Genomic DNA, 17,340 nt, shown 5'->3' with positions numbered 1-17,340 from the left:
ATGAATGTTTGTGATGGCGTATCGCGACCGCGCCAATGCTGCAAGTTAGTGCCGCAAGTTTGTGATGTTTGACGAGACCACCACCAGACAAGGACAAGACCCATGGGCCTCTTCCCCGCCACCCGCCTGCGCCGCCTGCGCCAGCACGACTGGACGCGCCGCCTCGTGCAGGAAAACGCCCTCACCAGCAACGACCTGATCTGGTCGGTCGTCATCACCGACCAGGACACACCCGAGCCGATCGCCGCCATGCCGGGCGTCGAACGCCTGACGCTGAAGGGCCTCGCCAAGGCCGCCAAGGAAGCCCAGGCGCTGGGGATACCGGCGCTGGCCATTTTCCCGCATATCGACCCCGCCAAGAAGGACGAGGACGGTTCCGAAGCGCTCAATCGCAACGGGCTGATCCCCAACGCGATTCGCACCATCAAGGCCGCCGCGCCCAATCTCGGGGTGATCTGCGATGTCGCACTCGATCCTTTCACCACCCACGGCCATGACGGCGTGCTCGACGGCGAGACCATTGATAATGACGCCACCATCGAGCGCCTGATCGAACAGGCTCTGGTGCAAGCGGAAGCGGGCTGCGATGTCTGCGCCCCGTCCGACATGATGGATGGCCGCATCGGCGCCATCCGCGAGGCGCTCGAGGCGGAGGGTCACAGCAATACGATGATCCTCTCCTACGCCGCCAAATACGCTTCGGGCTTTTACGGGCCGTATCGCGAGGCGATCGGCTCGGCGGCAGCGCTGAAAGGCGACAAGAAGACCTATCAGATGAATCCCGGCAATGCCGCCGAAGCCTTGCGCGAAGTCGAGCTCGACATTGCCGAGGGCGCCGACATGGTGATGGTCAAGCCGGGCCTGCCCTATCTCGATATCGTGCGCCTGCTGGCCGACAATTTCGACATCCCCGTCTTCGCTTTTCAGGTTTCGGGTGAGTACGCCATGATCGAGGCCGCCGCCGCCAATGGCTGGATCGATGGCGAACGCTGCATGCTCGAGAGCCTGCTGGCGTTCAAGCGCGCCGGGGCGAGCGGGATTGTGACCTATTATGCGCGGCGGGCGGCGATGGCGTTGGGATGAGAGATTTGGGGACGTCGCATGTCTTTTAGCCTGGCGAAACCATGCCCAAATTGCGGCGCCGCAGCCTACGCCAAATTGTGGGCGCAACGCAGCTTTACCGAACGCCTTTCCGACATGGCTTCCGGCCCACTCACCATTCGATGTTGGTCGTGCCATCAACAGATTCGCGCCGACAATCGATTGGCGATCGCGATAATGATGGCCGGAATGGTCCTGTTCGGCACGCTCCACATGCTTGGATATCTCCCTAGAGAAGTTGCCGTATGGATGAGTGTGGTCTTCGCGCTCATCTCCGCCTTTTTGTTCGTCCGGTACGTGGTCGTGAAAGAGTCTGAAGAATGACCAAGCCCCCCTCCCGCGAATCCCTCACTGCCCAGGCGATGCACGCCATCGACGCCGCCACCGGTGCCGTGATCCCGCCGATCCATCCGGCGACGACCTTTGCGCGCGATGCCGATAACCAGCTGATCGGCGAGACGGATTATCGCCGGCCGGCGGGGCCGAACGAGTTTCAGGCGGCGCGGGTGCTGGCGATGCTGGAAGGCGCGCCGGAGGCCAAGCTGTTTGCCTCCGGCATGGCGGCGATTGCGGCGGTGGTCGAGAGCGTGCCAACGGGCGGGCATGTCGTGGCGCAGAGCGAGATGTATTACGGCGCCAAGGCGCTGCTGCAACGCGCTGCCGCGAAGGGCCGCATCACGCTCGATCTGGTCGCGCCCGGCGATGAGGCCGCGCTGAAAGCCGCCTGCAAGCCGGGCACCGATCTGGTCTGGATTGAAAGCCCTGCCAATCCGTCCTGGGCGATTGTCGATATTGCGGCGAGTGCCGAAATTGCCCATGCGGCGGGCGCGACACTGGCGATCGACTCAACCTGTGCCCCGCCCTGCACCACCCAGGCGCTGGCCCTGGGCGCCGATATCGTGATGCATTCGGCGACCAAATATCTCAACGGCCATTCCGACGTGCTCGCCGGCGTTCTGGCAACGCGCGAGCTCAATGATCGTTGGGCCGAGATCACCGAGATCCACACCCGCACCGGCGCCATTCCGGGCGCTTTTGAGACCTGGCTGATGCTGCGCGGCCTGCGCACGCTCTGGGTCCGTTTTGCCCGCCAGAGCGAGACGGCGCTGTTTCTGGCGCAGAAACTCACCGGCCATCCCGCCCTCGACGCTGTGTTGTATTGCGGCCTGTCGACCCACCCGGGCCACGCCATCGCCGCGCGTCAAATGACGGGCGGATTCGGCGGCCTGTTCTCGCTGAGGCTCAAGGGCGGATACGAGGCGGCGCGCAAGCTCGCCTCCGGCACCAAGCTCTTCATCCAGGCCACTTCGCTGGGCGGGGTGGAGAGCCTGATCGAGCATCGCAAGCCGATCGAAGGCCCGGCGAGCCCGACGCCGGACGATCTGGTGCGCGTCTCGGCCGGGCTGGAACGGGCAGAAGACTTGCTCGCCGATCTTGAACAGGCGCTGGCACAGACGCGCTGACGTAAAGGTCAAATCCCAGATATAGCGCACTCTTGGTGGCAATCCACAACATCTTGCCGAATTACACTTGCGTCGCCTTCAATATCGGGCGTAACGTTTGGCGATGTGTTGTGGTTGACGGGCGTTGTTCCAATAATCACCCTGGGGAGACACACATGTCACTGGACAAAATCATCTGGGCCATTGCGGCAATCGTCGCAATCCTGTTCGCATTCATCTCATTCGAAATGGCAGGGTTGATCCTGGCCATTGTCGGCTTGGTCAGCGGCTATTTCATCAAGGGCGATCATCGCCGCGCCGTCATCCTGGCCGCCATTTTCCTGATGGGCGGAGCCGGTGCTCTCGGCGCCATTCCAACAGCGGGCGAATATCTGACGGGCATCTTCACCAATTACGGTGCGGTGCTGTCAGCGGCATCGCTGATGGTCATCATCATGGCCACCGTTGAGCGCCTCGTGCCGGGCATGGCCGCGAGCGAATAACGCTTGAACACATCAACAGCAATGAAAAGAGCTCCGGGAATCGTCCGGGGCTTTTTTTTCGCCCGAGCCCAATTGACCGGGTCAGCGGGCCGATCTAGCTTTGATCACCTTCAATTGGAGCGTTTATGCGCCTTATCTCTGAGTCCTGATACAGCCCGCTGACGCAGCGGGCTGGTTTGAAAACCCCATTCCGCCTGGCCATGCCGGCGCGGACCGCTTTTCTATTTCAGGAACAGACCATTGAAAAATAACCCAAACCTACACCTTCGTCCGGCCAGGCCGGACGATGTCGAGCCGCTCACTGCCCTCTCCTACAAAACGATCCGAGCCAAATATCCCGACGTCATCGGAGCGGACATGGTGGAGGGCTATATCGCCTCCGGGGCGGTGCCTCACTACTATACCGAGCGCAATGCCTTCACCCGCGTCGCCGTGGCTGATGGCGAGGTGATCGGTGCCTGCGCCCTGCGCGACAATAGCGTCGATCTGATGATGGTGACGCTGGAGCGGCATCGCAGCGGCGTCGGCGCAGTGCTGTTGGCGGATGCAGAATCCATCCTGTTCGCGGAACACGCGCTGATCAGTCTCGAAAGTTTTCGGGATAATCACCAGGCGGTGGATTTCTACGCCAAGCATGGCTGGGCACTGGGCGAAGCCTTCACCGACCCCGATTACGGGATCGCGATGGTACGCATGACCAAGCAGCGCGGCGGCTAGCCGACCGGCCCGGCGTCACCCAGCGGTGACGCCGGGCCTTTTTGCGTCCAAGCCGCTCAATCGCCCAGCATGATCGCGGGCAATGACCATTTGAATTGAATGGCGCAGCCGCGCAGCACGAAGGCAAGCACCGCAGAGCCGATGGTCACGGCGCTGGGGTCAAGGCCCAGTGCCATGCCGGCGACATAGGCCGCCGCGCCGGCCAGAGCCGCAAGCGCATAGATATCCTCGCGCAAGACCAGCGGCACATCATTGACGATGATGTCGCGCAACAGCCCGCCAAAGGCTGCGCTCATCACCCCGGTCAAAAGCGCGATCGTCCAGTGGGCCCCGGCATCAAGGCCGGCTCGAGCACCGAGCACGCAAAAAACCGCCAGCCCGATCGCATCGGCCCAGATCAGCACGATGCGCCGCGTCGCCAGCCATTGCGCGCCTGGCGCCAGGAAATAACCCAGCAAGGCACCGCCGAGCGCGATCCAGAGATATTTCGGCTCAACGATCCAGTAGACGGGCAGATCACCCAGCAAAACATCGCGCAAAGTACCGCCGCCCATGCCCGCGACAGCGCCGAGGATCGCCGCCCCAAACGGGTCGAGCGATTTGCGCGCTGCCAGCATGCCGCCGGAAAAAGCAAAGAATCCGATCCCGGCGAAATCCAGGATCAAAAAGACGGTGCCGACATTCATGCTGACGAAGTCCGGTTTGCACGGGCCAGAACCCGGCGCGCCTGTTCGAAACACAAGAGGTCGGCCAAATCGCGAGCGCGCCAAGCGGCGGCCATCAAGATCCCGACGGCGACGGCCCAGACACCCAGAATAACGATGACGGTTTCAATCTGGCTGAAGCCAGCCTGTTCCCAGATATCGGGGTCGATCTCATTGATCCCGACGGTCGCACCAACCGGGATTGTGACCAGGATCAAGGCGTAGGTTCTAAATGAGCGTTCAACCCTGCTGGCATTCAGCTCAGCATAGGTCTTGAGGAAATCAATCTGGCCGTCGTCCAGCCCGCCGAGCAGGCCCAGCCCGATTTTCCAGTGGACCGCCTTGTTGAGGGGCGTGAGATGATCATTCCCGAAATGGTGCGCGCCGCGCCGGGTAAAACCGGACAGAACAATCAGCCGCCAGGTCGCGAAACCTTTGGTCAAGCGCTGCCAAACTCCCATCGCAACCGGATCAGTGCGAATCAGACCATTTGCGGCGTTTGTGTTGGATTGAGTCATCTTCGCCTCATTCATGGCCGCGGCACGCCGGGCACTTCCGGCACGCCAGGGACTGTCAGATATACAGCCACCAGGGTCAGCGCCACAATCAGCACCGCCCAGACGGCGGCATTGATCAAGACCGAGCGCTTGGCCGAGCGGCGTTCCAGCCAGGTTCGCGGGCGTACGCCCTTGAAGAAGAAGACCAGCAGGGCTGCCAGATTGACGCTGACGATATTGATCATCAACAGCAGGCCCGCGCGCGCCGCCAACGGGAAGTCTCCCGAACCGGCAAACAGGCCAGTCGAGGCCGCCGGCGGCAAGAGCGCCACCGCCACCATCACCCCGACCAAGGTAGAGGGCAGACCGGCGACAATCGACAACGCCGCTGCCGCGCCCGAGGCGAGCGCCAGCGCAGTCGAATCCAGACCAACGATCGTCCGACTGGTCAGCTCGGTCGAGCCAAGATTGACGTCAAACACCAGGCCGATCACGACCGAGATCGCCATCCCCAGGAAGAGGCCTGACAACGCCGTGCGCGAGGCTTTGGTCATCAGTTCGAAATCGCCCAAGGCCGAGCCGAGTGCAAAGGCGAGGATCGGGCCGAGCAAGGGGGCGATCACCATCGCGCCGATCACGGCGGCGACATTATCGGCAGCCAGTCCAAACACGACCACAATGGTTGAAAGCGCCGTCAGGATCAGAAAATCACGGTCGAGCTTCGTGCCCGCCTCGATGTCCTGATAAATCTCTTCGCGCAACGCCACCATGCGGTGCTGCTTCTTCACTTCCGGGTCTTCTTCAGCCTGTTTGGGCAGGCTGGCCTCGACCGGTAAAACAACCAGACGCCAATCGTCCTGGTGTTCCAGCATGGTCGAGATGGCGTCGAGCGCTTTTTGCCCGTCACCCTCGCTGAACACCATCCGCATCAGTCGCCGCCCGCCGGAATCGGCATCGCTGAGACTGCAATCGAGTGGATTGGTCGCGAGCACGGCCTGATGCACCGGGCCTACGTTATCGCCATCGGCCATGCTCAGCTCAAACAGGCGCATGGTTTCAGCCTTTTCCAGGGGGTTGCAGGCGGAAAATCAGGCTCGACGTGTCCCAGCGGCTACCACCGGCATCCTGGATCTCGGCATAGAACTGATCGACCAGCGCTGCGACCGGAAGCTCGGCCCCGTTGCGCCCTGCTTCACCCAGCGTAATGCGTAAATCCTTGCGCATCCAATCAACCGCGAAACCATAATCGAACTTGCCCGCGACCATGGTTTGCCAACGATTTTCCATCTGCCAGGATTGCGCCGCGCCCTTGGAGATGGCACCGATCACCTTGGCCGGGTCGAGCCCGGCGCATTGAGCGAAATGCAGGCCTTCCGACAGGCCTTGGACGATGCCGGCAATGCAGATCTGGTTGACCATTTTGGCCAATTGCCCCGAACCAGCCGACCCGATCAGCGAGGCCGCTTTGGCATAGGCATCCATCACCGGCTGTGCGCGGGCAAAATCGGCCTCGCTGCCACCGCACATGATGGTCAATTGCCCATTCTCGGCTCCGGCCTGGCCACCAGAAACAGGACCATCGATAAAGCCGATGCCGGCAGCGCGCGCCTCTACATCGAGCTCGCGCGCCAGTTCGGCGGAAGCGGTGGTGTGGTCAACCAGAATGGCGCCGCGTTGCATGGCCGGGATCACCCGGTCGGCGACGATGCGCACATCGGGATCATCACCGAGGCAAAAGAAGACGAATTCGGCGGCTTCCACGGCCGCCTGCGGCGTCGCGGCGGCCGTGCCAGCGTGTTGCGTCGCCCAGTTGGCCGCCTTGCTTGCCGTCCGGTTCCAGACCGTGACCTCATGTCCCGCTTTCACCAGATGGCCCGCCATCGGAAAGCCCATCACACCGAGACCCAAGAATGCGCACCGTGCCATTAGACACTCCCAATTCGATTTCACTCTTGCTAGTCTCCCGCGCTCAGGGGAGCAAGTCATCATGATCAAATCAGTATTGCGCAAAACCGGCATCGCCGTTGGCATCCTTCTCGCCGCGATCGTGGTGTTCGCACTGGTGTTCGCCAACCGGCTCTATGCCTCGCTGCCGCAAACCACCGGCACGCTCGATATGGCAGGGCTCGAAGCGCCGGCCGATATCGTGCGCGACGCGCATGGTGTGCCGCATATCTTCGCCGCCAATGCCCATGATGCTTATTACGCGCTTGGCGCCGCCCATGCCCAGGACCGAATGTGGCAGATGGAGATTACCCGGCGTGCGATTCGCGGCCGGTTGTCGGAAATTCTCGGCGCCAGCACGCTCGATACCGATATTTTCTTTCGCACCATGGGACTGGCCAGTGCCGCAGAGGCTTCGGTCAGCAATCTTCCCGCCGACGTGCAAGCCGCGCTGCAAGCCTATAGCGACGGCGTCAACGCCATCATCTCCGCACCGGGCTATGTCGCTCCGCCGGAATACCAGATCCTGATGTTTGCACCGGAACCCTGGACCCCGGCAGACACCGTCACCGTGTTCAAGGCGATTGCGCTCGACCTGTTCGGCAATGCGTTCCAAGAGCCGGCCCGCGCAGCGCTCGAAGCCGTACTCGGTGCCGAGAGAACCGAGGAATTCATCGGCCGCTACCCCGCCGATGCGCCGCGCTCATTGAGCATGGCTGATCTTGGTTTGACGGGCGCGCCGGCTGACACCGGGATTGAAAGCCCTGCCCCCGCAATCGGGCCTGAAGATCCCGGCCGGGACGGCTCCAATAATTGGGTCCTCGCCGCCAGCCGCACCACGACCGGCGCACCGATCCTGGCCAATGACCCACATCTGGGCCTGAAAGCACCGGATATCTGGTATCTCGCCAGCGTGACCACGCCGCAGGGCTCGACCGTCGGAGCCACCCTGCCCGGCACGCCCTTCGTGACGCTGGGCCGCAATGACACCATCGCCTGGGGCTTCACCAATACCGGCCCTGATGTTGGTGATCTGCATCCAGCGACGCAGGCCGATGTCACCGGCAGCCGCGAGGAGATCATCCATGTCCGCTTCGGCGCGGACGTCACCATCACCCGCCGCGAAACCGCGACCGGGCCGGTACTCGATCCGGAGCATTTCAACTACCCGCTGCCCGAGGGTGCCGATTTCTTCGCCCTGCAATGGATGCTCGACGAGCCCGATGACACCACGCCCGGTGTCGGCATGGCGATTTCCAGCGGTCGCGGCTGGGATGATTTCGTCAATGCCGTGCGCAGTTTCGTCGCGCCGCAACAGAATATGGTGTTCGCCGCTACCGATGGCGATATCGGCTTTTACGCACCTGCGCGGATCCCCGTGCGCGATGGGTCTGGCGACTGGGTCTCGACCATTCCCTTCGATGACCTGCCGCACACACGCAATCCGACACGCGGCTTCATCGCGACCGCCAATAATATGATCGTGCCGGATGCCTATCCCTATTACCTGACCAATGAATGGTATGGCGTCAGCCGCATCCGTCGGATCTATCACGGCATTGAGGCGCAGCCGCGCCATGATCTCGACAGCCTGCAGGCCCTGCAGACCGATACCGTTTCGGACATGGCCCTGCGCATCCTGCCGGTTCTGCTGACGGCGGAACCAATGACGACGGCCGGGCGAGACGCGCTCGCTTTGCTGCAGGACTGGGATGCCGACATGGCGGTCGATGAGCCGCAACCGCTGATCTATTCAGCCTGGATGGTCGAGCTGCAACGGCGCGTTTATGCCGACGAACTCGGGACGCAATTCAATCGCTGGTATGCCGACCGCCGCGTCTTCATGATGGACGTGTTGACCGGCGATCTCGGCGCCTGGTGCGATGACGTCAACACCAGCGATGTCGAGACCTGCCATGAATTGCTCGGTGCCTCGCTCGACGACGCGATCGCCAATACGGTCGCCGCCCAAGGCCCTGACATCGCGGCCTGGCAGTGGGGCGATGTGCATTACGCCCGCAGCGACCACACGCCATTTTCCAGCTTTCCGGTGCTGAAGGACTGGTTCACCATCACCACGCCGGTGCCCGGCGACGGCTCGACGGTCAATGTCGCGCCCTTCTCCTTCCGCCAGACCGGTTATGCCGTCACGCACGGACCGTCCTACCGCTCGCTGTATGATCTGTCGGATATGAATAATTCGCGCTTCATGATCACCACCGGCCAGTCGGGCAATGTGATGTCGCGCCATTATGCCGATCTGGCCCCCTTATGGGCACGCGGCGAGTATTTCGAGGTCCGCACGGATTGGGATCCAGACGCCATGCCGGAGGGCGCAGAACGGCTCAGGCTTCAGCCCGCCTTGCCGTAGCTGCCGCGCGAAAACAGCAGGGACTCCACCGGCCGCAGTGTATCGAAAGCGATGACTTCGCCAATGATGATGTCGTGATCGCCACCCGAATGAACCGCGTGCTGGCGGCACAGGAGGCGCGCGACAGCGCCGTCGATCAGCGGTGCCACATCGCCTGACCAGCTTGCACCGCAAGCGGCGAGATTGGCCTCATGGGCACAGAGCTCCGCCATGGCGGACTGGTCATGCGCCAGGATATTGATCGCGTAATCCTTCGCGTTGCGTAACAAATCATAGCGATGCGTCGTGCGCTCGATCGACCAGAGAACCAGCGGTGGCTCAAGCGAAACCGAGGCGAAGGAATTCACCGTCATGCCCAGGGCAACGCCACCGGCATAGGTCGAGACGATGGTCACGCCCGTGGGGTAACACCCCAAAGCGTCGCGGAAAGCTCGGCTATCAATCAAAGTCTTCCCTTCACATACCGGCTCGAAACCTGGCCTTAACGTTAACCGTCTACAGGAGTTGGGTGAGTGTAAACAAGGTGGGTAGACATGGCGGCGAACGACAGGCCGATCATCATCAAGAAGATCACCAAGGTCGCAGGCGGACACCATGGCGGTGCCTGGAAAGTTGCCTATGCCGATTTCGTGACCGCGATGATGGCCTTCTTCCTCTTGATGTGGCTGATCAATACCACCACGCCCGAGCAAAAGCGTGGCATTGCCGACTACTTCGCACCCGCCAGTGTGAGCCCCTCGACCTCTGGATCGGGTCAGCCTTTTGGCGGCACGACGCCAGGTCAGGATGGCGTGCAGGGCAATGGCGATGCTTCAATGGTGCGCCGCCTCGCCCCGACTGTGCCGCAGGACAGCGATGAGAGCGAGCAGGCGACGCCGGCCTCGACATCCGAATCGACCGAGACCCCGCAAGTCACCCAGTCCGCTATGGCCCAGGCACAACAACGCCGCGAGGATGCCCTGTTCCAGAGCGCTGCGATGTCACTGCGCCAAGCGATGCAATCAATGCCGGAACTGGCCGAGCTCTCCAACCAGGTCATCATGGACGTCACCCCGGAAGGTCTGCGCATCCAGTTGATCGACCAAGAGGGGCGGCCGATGTTCCAGCCCGGCGTCGCCGAGCCAAATCCCCGCGCAGTGACCCTGCTCAACGCCATTGCCGCCATTGCAGACCGCCTACCCAATCGCCTGTCGATCTCCGGTCACACCGATTCCGGGCCGGCCGGCAGCGGCGACTACACCAACTGGAATCTTTCAGCTGACCGCGCCAATGCCGCGCGCGCCGTGCTACAAGAGGCCGGGGTCAATGATGACCGCATCTATGACGTGCGGGGCAAGGCGGGGTCCGAACCACTTTATCCCGACGATCCCTACATGCCCGGCAATCGACGCATCTCGATTGTGCTGCTGCGCGAAGCACCTATCCTGCCGTCCGGTCACGAACTCTGATTTCTGACTGAGACCGAAGCGACATCACAGACAGCGCCACGCACCAAAAGGGCTTCGCAAGCGCGGCGGCCGCATGCTAGCCTTGCAATGGCCAGATCGGGTCCGACGCTTCCTGAAACAACAATATGCCAGACATGACATCGGTAAACGATTGGCAGATGTGGGCTGTGCTTGCCGGCCTGTGTATCGCGATTGTTTTCTATTGCTGGGAGCGTTTCGCGATCGAAATGGTCTCTGCGGCCATCGTGGCCATATTGCTGGTCTTTTTCCATTTTTTCCCGCTCGAAACCGACAATCCCTCGGTCAGCGCACTGTTGGCCGGCTTCGCCAACCCGGCCTTGATCACGATCATGGCCTTGCTGATCGTGGGTCAGGGCATATTCCAGACCGGCGCAATGGAAGGTCCAACCCAGGCGTTGCTGCGCTCCTTCGACCAATACCCTAAAGCGACACTGCTGGGCATGTTCGCCTTTGTCTTTGTGATCAGTGCTTTTATCAACAATACGCCAGTCGTGGTGATGTTCGTTCCCATCCTCGGCGCCATCGCCAAGCGGATGGAACAGAGCGCCTCCAAACTCATGATCCCGTTGAGCTATATCTGCATTTTCGCTGGAATGACGACGCTCATAGGCTCCTCAACCAATCTTCTCGTCGCCGATTCACTGCTGACGACAACCGGCGTCCATCTGGGGTTTTTCGCCCCGACCGGACCGGGCCTTTTCCTCGCGGGGATTGGCGTGCTCTACGTCATGTTCATCCTGCCCAAGCTTCTGCCCGATCACTCTTCGATGGAAGAAGAACTGGCCGGCGCCGGCGGGCGCCAATTCATCGCCCAGCTTGAAGTGACCAGTGATCACCCGCTGGCCGGCAAGAAACCAGTCGCCGGCATGTTCGTCGATTTGCCTGACATGACCGTGCGCATGATCCAGCGCGGCGAGCACGCCTTGCTCCCGCCCTTCGACCAGATAGAATTGCGTCCGGGTGATCTTGTCATCGTCGCCGCGACGCGCCAGACCCTCACCGACCTTCTCTCGAAAAACGCTGATTTCATGCGCGGCCTGTTGCGGACCTCCGGCCCTGGCCCCGGCGAGGAGCCCAACCCGGGCGACCAGTTGAAAATGACTGAAGCTGTGGTCGCGCCAGGCTCGCGCCTGATCGGCCGGACGATTGCCCAGATTGGCTTTCGCCATGCCACCGGGTGCGTTGTGCTGGGGATCCAACGCCGCAGCCGGATGATCCGCTCGCGCATGGGAGAGATCCGTCTCGAGGCGGGCGACACATTGTTATTGTTCGGCACCTCCAATGCGATGCGCTCGATGCGGGCTGATCGTGATCTTCTGCTGATGGAGTGGTCCTCGACGGCCCTGGCCGACCCGCGCCGCGCCAATATTGCGCGCGCGATCTTCGCCGGGGTCGTCCTCTTCGCCGCGACGGGAACCATGCCGATTGCAGTCGCCTCCTTCCTCGGCGCTGTCGCGATGATCGTTGGTGGTTGTCTCAATACCCGTCAGGCGGCGCGCGCCGTCGATATCCGGGTCTATCTGCTGATCGGATCGGCCATCGCCCTCGGCACGGCCATGCAGTCCACCGGCGCGGCCGACTTGCTGGCGCTCGGCGTCGTTTCGGTGTTTGAGCCGTTCGGGCCTGTTGTGCTGATGTCGGCCCTGTTCATTCTGGTCGCGCTTTTGACCAATGTCCTGTCCAACAACGCCACGGCCATTCTGTTCACGCCGATCGCCATCGGAGCCGCGCACCAGATGGGCGCAGACCCGACCCTGTTCGCGATGACGGTACTGTTGGCCGCCAATACGTCCTTCGCCACACCGATCGGATATCAGACCAATTTGCTGGTGATGGGGCCGGGCCATTATCGCTTCATCGACTATCTGCGCGCCGGCACACCACTTATCATCTTGTTCTGGGCCGGATATACCGCCTATATTGCGATGTATTACGCGCTCGGTGGGGCTTGAGCGCGCTCCAGTAACCCGCTCGATTGAGCATCCAGATTGAACCCAAGGCGAAAACGTGACCCACCCGTTTGCCACCCAACAAATTCCATTTTTCCTGACCGCGTCCGCGCCCTGCCCCTATCTGCCGGGCCGGATGGAACGCAAGGTCTTCACCCGGATCGAACCCGGCGAAGGTCCGGCGCTGAACGACGCCCTCACCCATGCCGGCTTTCGCCGCAGCCAGGCCGTCCTCTACCGGCCAGCCTGCGAGAAATGCGATGCCTGCCGCTCGGTCCGCATCGATACCGGGCACTTCATCTGGAAAAGGCGTTGGCGCAAAATTCTGAGTCGCAACAGCGATTTGCGAGTCTCCACCCACGCAGTGGCGGCGACGATGGAACAATATGAGCTGCTCGATCGCTATCTGGAAAGCCGCCATCATGATGGCGATATGGCGGGCATGTCGTTCGGCGAATTCGTGATGATGATCGAGGATGGCGCCCAGCGCACCCATTTGACCGAATACCGCGATGCGGAAGGCGAACTGGTGGCGGCGGTCCTGACCGATCGACTGCGCGACGGACTGTCGATGATTTACAGCTTTTTCGATCCGGACGCCGGACGCCGCAGCCTTGGCGCCTATATGATTCTCGATGCGATCCGACAGGCGGAGCTTGCCAGCCTGCCCTTCGTCTATCTGGGCTATTGGGTTCGCGGCAGCCGCAAAATGACCTACAAGGCCGAGTTCCAACCACTTCAAGTCCTCACCCCGGCGGGTTGGCAGCCGCATGCCGAGCTGGAATTCGAGGATGAGGACGACATAGACTGCACGCCGAAACACGACTGACGCACTCTTGGGGGAGACATTCATGGACAGACGCACATTTCTCAGCGGTGCGAGCATCGCCGCGGCAACCGTCGCAACCGCCTGCGGCGACACGACCCAGACGGCCGCCCCCGCCTCGCCAGCCATTCTGCGCGGCGTCAAGCAATTGCGCATGGTCACGACCTGGCCGGCCAATTTCCCCGGCCTCGGCACGGCCGCCAATAATGTCGCCGCCTTCGCCACTGCCGCCTCGGGCGGCTCGTTGGAGGTTCGCGTCTATGCCGCTGGCGAGCTGGTCAGCGCCTTTGAGGCCTTTGATGCGGTCTCCGAAGGCACCGCCGACATGTATCACGGCGCCGAATATTACTGGCAGGGCAAGTCGCAAGCCTTCAATTTCTTCACAGCCGTGCCGATGGGCATGACCGCGAGCGAGATCATGGGCTGGGTCGAGTTTGGCGGTGGCCAAGCGTTGTGGGACGAGCTTTCGGCCCAATTCAACATCAAGCCCTTCCAAGCGGGCAATTCCGGCCACCAGATGGCCGGTTGGTTCAAACGCGAAATCAATACGCTGGAAGATTTCCGCGGTCTGCGCATGCGGATGCCGGGCCTCGGCGGCTCGGTGCTGCGCGAGCTTGGCGCCGCCGCCGTCACCCTCTCGGGCGGTGAGATTTATCCGGCGCTGCAATCGGGCGCCATCGACGCGACCGAATGGGTCGGCCCGTGGAATGATCTTGCCTTCGGCTTCTATCGCGAAGCGCCCTATTATTACGGCCCCGGCTTTCACGAACCAGGCTCGAGCCTCGGCGTCGGCATCAATCTCGATGTCTGGAACGGTCTTGAATCCGACCACAAGGCCATCCTGAAACAGGCATGCTGGGCCGCCAATAATCAGTGCCTGGCCGAGTTCCAGTATCAAAATGCCCTCGCGCTGGATGTGCTGATCAATCAGCACGGTGTGCAATTGCGCTCCTTCAGCGACGAGATCTGGGACCGGATTGGTGTGGTCTCAGAACAGGTCGTGGCCGACACCGCCAATGGCGATGCGATGACGCGGCGTGTCTATGACAGCTATCTGGCCGCGCGCAACGCGATGCGTGGCTGGGACCGGATCTCCGAGATGCCCTATATGGCACAGCGCGAACGCGTGCTGGGCCGCTAGGCATGAGACGCGCGGGCGACGGACTGATCCTGACGACCGGTGCGCTCATGCTGGCGCTGACGGTGGGCGATATCGCCACTGGCGGCGGCGTTGCCGCTTGGGCGAGCGAGCATCTGGCCAGCCAGGCCCAGGCGATTGGCGGCGTGCTCGGCACGCTGGGTCAATATGGTTGGCCGCTGCTGCTAATCCCGCTAGTGGCCGGTCTGGCCGGACGCTTCCTCACCCTGCCAACTATCCTCGCCGGCGGCCTGCGCCGCGCCATCGGCCTCATCGACTCCCTCAATCTGAGCTTGGGCGGCGCGGCGCGCTGGTTCGCGCTCGGCCTGGTGATCGCGACGGCGACGGTGGTGATCCAGCGCTATGTGTTCGGCTATGCCTCGACCAAGCTGGCCGAGAGCGTCATCTACATGCACGCCTTGCTCTTCCTGCTCGCCTCAGCCTCAACCCTGCTCAGCGACGGCCATGTCAGAGTCGATATTTTCTATTCCAAGATGAGCGAGCGCGGCAAAGCCTGGGTTGATCTGATCGGCACTTATCTCGCCCTGATCCCGACGAGCGCGCTGATCCTGTGGGCTTCAACCGGCTATATGAATTCGACCTGGCGCATTCTGGAGCGTTCGCGCGAAGCTGACGGTCTGCCGCTGGTCTTTGCGCTGAAGACCGCCATCCCGCTGTTTGCCATCCTGATGATCCTGCAAGGCCTTTCAATGGCGGCCCGTGCCGCCCTGACGATTGCCGGCCAGGAGGCGCCGCCAACCCCGGCCAATGCCAGCGCGGGAGAGATGTAGGATGAACCTGTTCATCGAACTCCTGCCCTTCTTGATGTTCCTGGTCGCCTTCGCCGCCTTGCTGCGCGGCTATCCGGTCGCCTTCACCCTGGCCGGCGTTGCACTGGCCTTCGCCTTCCTCGGCCTGGGCCTTGGCTTGTTCGACCCGGTGCATTTGCGCGCTTTCCCGCAGCGCATTTACGGCAATCTGATGGAGATGGATCGCTCCATCCTCGTCGCCGTGCCGCTGTTTGTCTTCATGGGCGTGATGCTGGAAAAATCGCGCATCGCCGAGGAATTGCTTGAAGCGATGGGGGCCTTGTTTGGCACCATGCGCGGGGGCTTGGGCATCTCGGTCATCATTGTCGGCGCGCTGCTGGCCGCCTCAACCGGCATTGTCGGCGCGACCGTGGTGACGATGGGCCTGTTATCCCTGCCCACCATGCTCAAACGCGGTTATTCGCCGGAGCTCGCCGCCGGATCGATTGCGGCGTCCGGCACGCTGGGCCAGATCATTCCGCCCTCCATCGTCCTCGTCCTGCTCGGTGACCAGATCTCCAATGCCTATCAGCAGGCCCAACGCTCGCAGGGAATTTTCTCGCCGGATATCGTCTCGGTCGGCGATCTCTTCGCCGGCGCGCTGATCCCGGGCCTGCTTCTGGTGGGCATGTATATTCTCTACCAGATCGGCATCGCCATCTTCCGCCCCAATGACGCGCCCGCCGCTCCTGCCAGCGAAGGCACCACCGATTGGGGTCAGCTGCTGCACGCCCTGCTGCCCCCGCTGGCGCTGATGACTGCCGTGCTCGGCTCGATCCTGACCGGTGTCGCCACACCCACAGAAGCCGCCGGTGTCGGCGCTGTGGGCGCGACCTTTATCGCCGGTGCGCGCAATGCCGGCGCTGCGAAGAACCCGTTGCCTGGCCAGCTCGTCGCCTTTGCCGGCCTCGCCGCCCTGCTCGGCCTGTTTGCCCTTGTGGTCGTCGCCAATATTGGCGCCGACCGCCGCCTCTATGTCGCCGATCTCGGCCCGGCCGCCACGATGTTCGCCTTCGTGCTCGTCGCCATCACCCTGGTCGGTGCGGCGCTCAGCCTGCTGCGTCTGAAACGCTCCGGCGTGCTTGACGATGTGATGGCCTCGACCGCCAATATCTCGGCCATGGTGTTCGTGATCCTGATCGGCGCGGCGCTGTTTTCCCTGATCTTCCGCGAGCTTGGCGGTGACCTCGTCGTGCAGCACGCCCTCACCGCCGTGCCCGGCGGCAAGTATGGCGCGCTGGCCGTCGTGATGCTGGTGATGTTCCTGTTGGGCTTCTTCCTCGACTTTATCGAGATCACCTTCGTCGTCGTGCCCATCGTCGCGCCGATCCTGCTGGTCATGGGGATCGACCCGGTCTGGCTCGGCGTGTTGATGGCGATGAATCTGCAAACCAGCTTCCTCACGCCCCCGTTTGGTTTCGCCCTCTTCTACCTGCGCGGCGTCGCCCCGCCTTCGGTGACGACCGCGGCGATCTATCGCGGCGCGATCCCGTTTGTGATCATTCAGTTGTTGGCGATCCTGGCGGTGGTGCTGCTGCCGTGGTTGGCGACGGCGTTGCCGGAATGGTTGTACGGGTAGTGGCTGGCGCATGGCGCCACCTCTCTTACTCACAAAATGCAAATTTTTGTCATCCCTGACCTATGCCCGGACGCGAAGCGATCCGGGCATAGGTCAGGGATCCAGACGCCCGACGCTTGGTGGCTCTCGTATCGAAGGTTCGGATTTCGCCGGTTTGCCCAACGGGAATCGCCTTGGCGCTTCTGGGTCCCGGATCTGCGCCCCGCATCCGCGGGGCATCCGCCTGCCCTCGCGAAGGCGAGGGTCCGGGATGACAAGGTATATATATGAGAAGAAGTAAGCTCGCCCGCC

Annotated in this window: 17 protein-coding genes; 12 read left to right on the top strand and 5 right to left on the bottom strand. The window is 62.3% G+C overall.

All coding sequences use genetic code 11. The features are described from left to right. Positions 1 to 102 precede the first annotated feature (102 nt). The 5 genes from hemB (at position 103) to AAC029_RS05490 (ending at position 3,763) form a co-directional block, all read left to right on the top strand. Positions 103 to 1,083 (top strand): porphobilinogen synthase, encoded by a 981-nt coding sequence (hemB, locus tag AAC029_RS05510; protein WP_339744876.1) that lies wholly within the window; start codon positions 103 to 105, stop codon positions 1,081 to 1,083. A gap of 18 nt (positions 1,084 to 1,101) precedes the next feature. Continuing rightward, positions 1,102 to 1,425 (top strand): hypothetical protein, encoded by a 324-nt coding sequence (locus AAC029_RS05505; protein ID WP_339744872.1) that lies wholly within the window; start codon positions 1,102 to 1,104, stop codon positions 1,423 to 1,425. Further along, positions 1,422 to 2,564 (top strand): PLP-dependent transferase, encoded by a 1,143-nt coding sequence (locus tag AAC029_RS05500; RefSeq protein ID WP_339744869.1) that lies wholly within the window; start codon positions 1,422 to 1,424, stop codon positions 2,562 to 2,564. The genes AAC029_RS05505 and AAC029_RS05500 overlap by 4 nt, the downstream gene beginning before the upstream one ends. Positions 2,565 to 2,719: 155 nt before the next feature. Then, a complete protein-coding gene (locus tag AAC029_RS05495) occupies positions 2,720 to 3,046 on the top strand; it encodes a hypothetical protein (protein WP_339744867.1) in 327 nt (108 codons plus the stop codon). Between the two features lie 240 nt (positions 3,047 to 3,286). Further along, complete coding sequence (locus AAC029_RS05490; protein WP_339744864.1) at positions 3,287 to 3,763, top strand: GNAT family N-acetyltransferase; 477 nt, start codon at positions 3,287 to 3,289, stop codon at positions 3,761 to 3,763. A gap of 56 nt (positions 3,764 to 3,819) precedes the next feature. On the opposite strand, the gene AAC029_RS05485 is transcribed toward AAC029_RS05490, so the two are convergent. The 4 genes from AAC029_RS05485 to AAC029_RS05470 form a co-directional block, all read right to left on the bottom strand. Further along, positions 3,820 to 4,449: a trimeric intracellular cation channel family protein gene (locus AAC029_RS05485; RefSeq protein ID WP_339744862.1), complete on the bottom strand. Its 630-nt coding sequence runs from the start codon at positions 4,447 to 4,449 to the stop codon at positions 3,820 to 3,822. Then, positions 4,446 to 4,910, bottom strand: a complete 465-nt coding sequence (locus tag AAC029_RS05480) for a hypothetical protein (protein WP_339744860.1) — start codon at positions 4,908 to 4,910, stop codon at positions 4,446 to 4,448. The genes AAC029_RS05485 and AAC029_RS05480 overlap by 4 nt, the downstream gene beginning before the upstream one ends. Positions 4,911 to 4,996: 86 nt before the next feature. Beyond that, a complete protein-coding gene (locus AAC029_RS05475) occupies positions 4,997 to 6,016 on the bottom strand; it encodes a TIGR00341 family protein (protein ID WP_339744857.1) in 1,020 nt (339 codons plus the stop codon). A gap of 4 nt (positions 6,017 to 6,020) precedes the next feature. Further along, positions 6,021 to 6,890, bottom strand: a complete 870-nt coding sequence (locus AAC029_RS05470; protein WP_339744854.1) for an NAD(P)-dependent oxidoreductase — start codon at positions 6,888 to 6,890, stop codon at positions 6,021 to 6,023. Positions 6,891 to 6,951: 61 nt separating this feature from the next. Between AAC029_RS05470 and AAC029_RS05465 the strand changes: the two genes are divergently transcribed. Then, entirely contained in the window at positions 6,952 to 9,279 is a 2,328-nt protein-coding gene (locus AAC029_RS05465) for a penicillin acylase family protein (protein ID WP_339744852.1), read from the top strand. Here AAC029_RS05465 and AAC029_RS05460 read toward each other — a convergent pair. Further along, positions 9,261 to 9,725, bottom strand: a complete 465-nt coding sequence (locus tag AAC029_RS05460; protein ID WP_339744849.1) for a flavin reductase family protein — start codon at positions 9,723 to 9,725, stop codon at positions 9,261 to 9,263. The two genes, AAC029_RS05465 and AAC029_RS05460, sit on opposite strands and share 19 nt — an antisense overlap. 87 nt (positions 9,726 to 9,812) lie before the next feature. Here AAC029_RS05460 and AAC029_RS05455 point away from each other — a divergent pair, with 87 nt between their 5' ends. From AAC029_RS05455 to AAC029_RS05430, 6 genes are all read left to right on the top strand, one after another. Then, positions 9,813 to 10,727, top strand: coding sequence for a flagellar motor protein MotB (locus tag AAC029_RS05455; RefSeq protein ID WP_339744846.1), 915 nt, complete (start codon positions 9,813 to 9,815; stop codon positions 10,725 to 10,727). Between the two features lie 125 nt (positions 10,728 to 10,852). Then, entirely contained in the window at positions 10,853 to 12,700 is a 1,848-nt protein-coding gene (locus tag AAC029_RS05450; protein ID WP_339744843.1) for an SLC13 family permease, read from the top strand. A 55-nt stretch (positions 12,701 to 12,755) separates the two neighbouring features. Next, positions 12,756 to 13,526 carry an arginyltransferase gene (locus AAC029_RS05445; protein ID WP_339744840.1) on the top strand — a complete coding sequence of 257 codons (771 nt, stop codon included), beginning with the start codon at positions 12,756 to 12,758 and terminating at the stop codon, positions 13,524 to 13,526. A gap of 22 nt (positions 13,527 to 13,548) precedes the next feature. Beyond that, positions 13,549 to 14,664 (top strand): TRAP transporter substrate-binding protein, encoded by a 1,116-nt coding sequence (locus AAC029_RS05440; protein WP_339744837.1) that lies wholly within the window; start codon positions 13,549 to 13,551, stop codon positions 14,662 to 14,664. A gap of 2 nt (positions 14,665 to 14,666) precedes the next feature. After that, on the top strand, positions 14,667 to 15,452 hold the full coding sequence (locus tag AAC029_RS05435) for a TRAP transporter small permease subunit (protein WP_339744834.1): 786 nt from the start codon (positions 14,667 to 14,669) through the stop codon (positions 15,450 to 15,452). Between the two features lies 1 nt (position 15,453). Continuing rightward, positions 15,454 to 17,049, top strand: a complete 1,596-nt coding sequence (locus tag AAC029_RS05430) for a TRAP transporter large permease subunit (RefSeq protein ID WP_339744831.1) — start codon at positions 15,454 to 15,456, stop codon at positions 17,047 to 17,049. The last annotated feature ends 291 nt before the right edge of the window (positions 17,050 to 17,340 follow it).

This window comes from uncultured Maricaulis sp., from assembly GCF_963975345.1.
Lineage (GTDB): Bacteria > Pseudomonadota > Alphaproteobacteria > Caulobacterales > Maricaulaceae > Maricaulis.
Note: the sequence above shows the minus strand (reverse complement) of the source record. Positions and strands in the feature narration are given on the sequence as shown.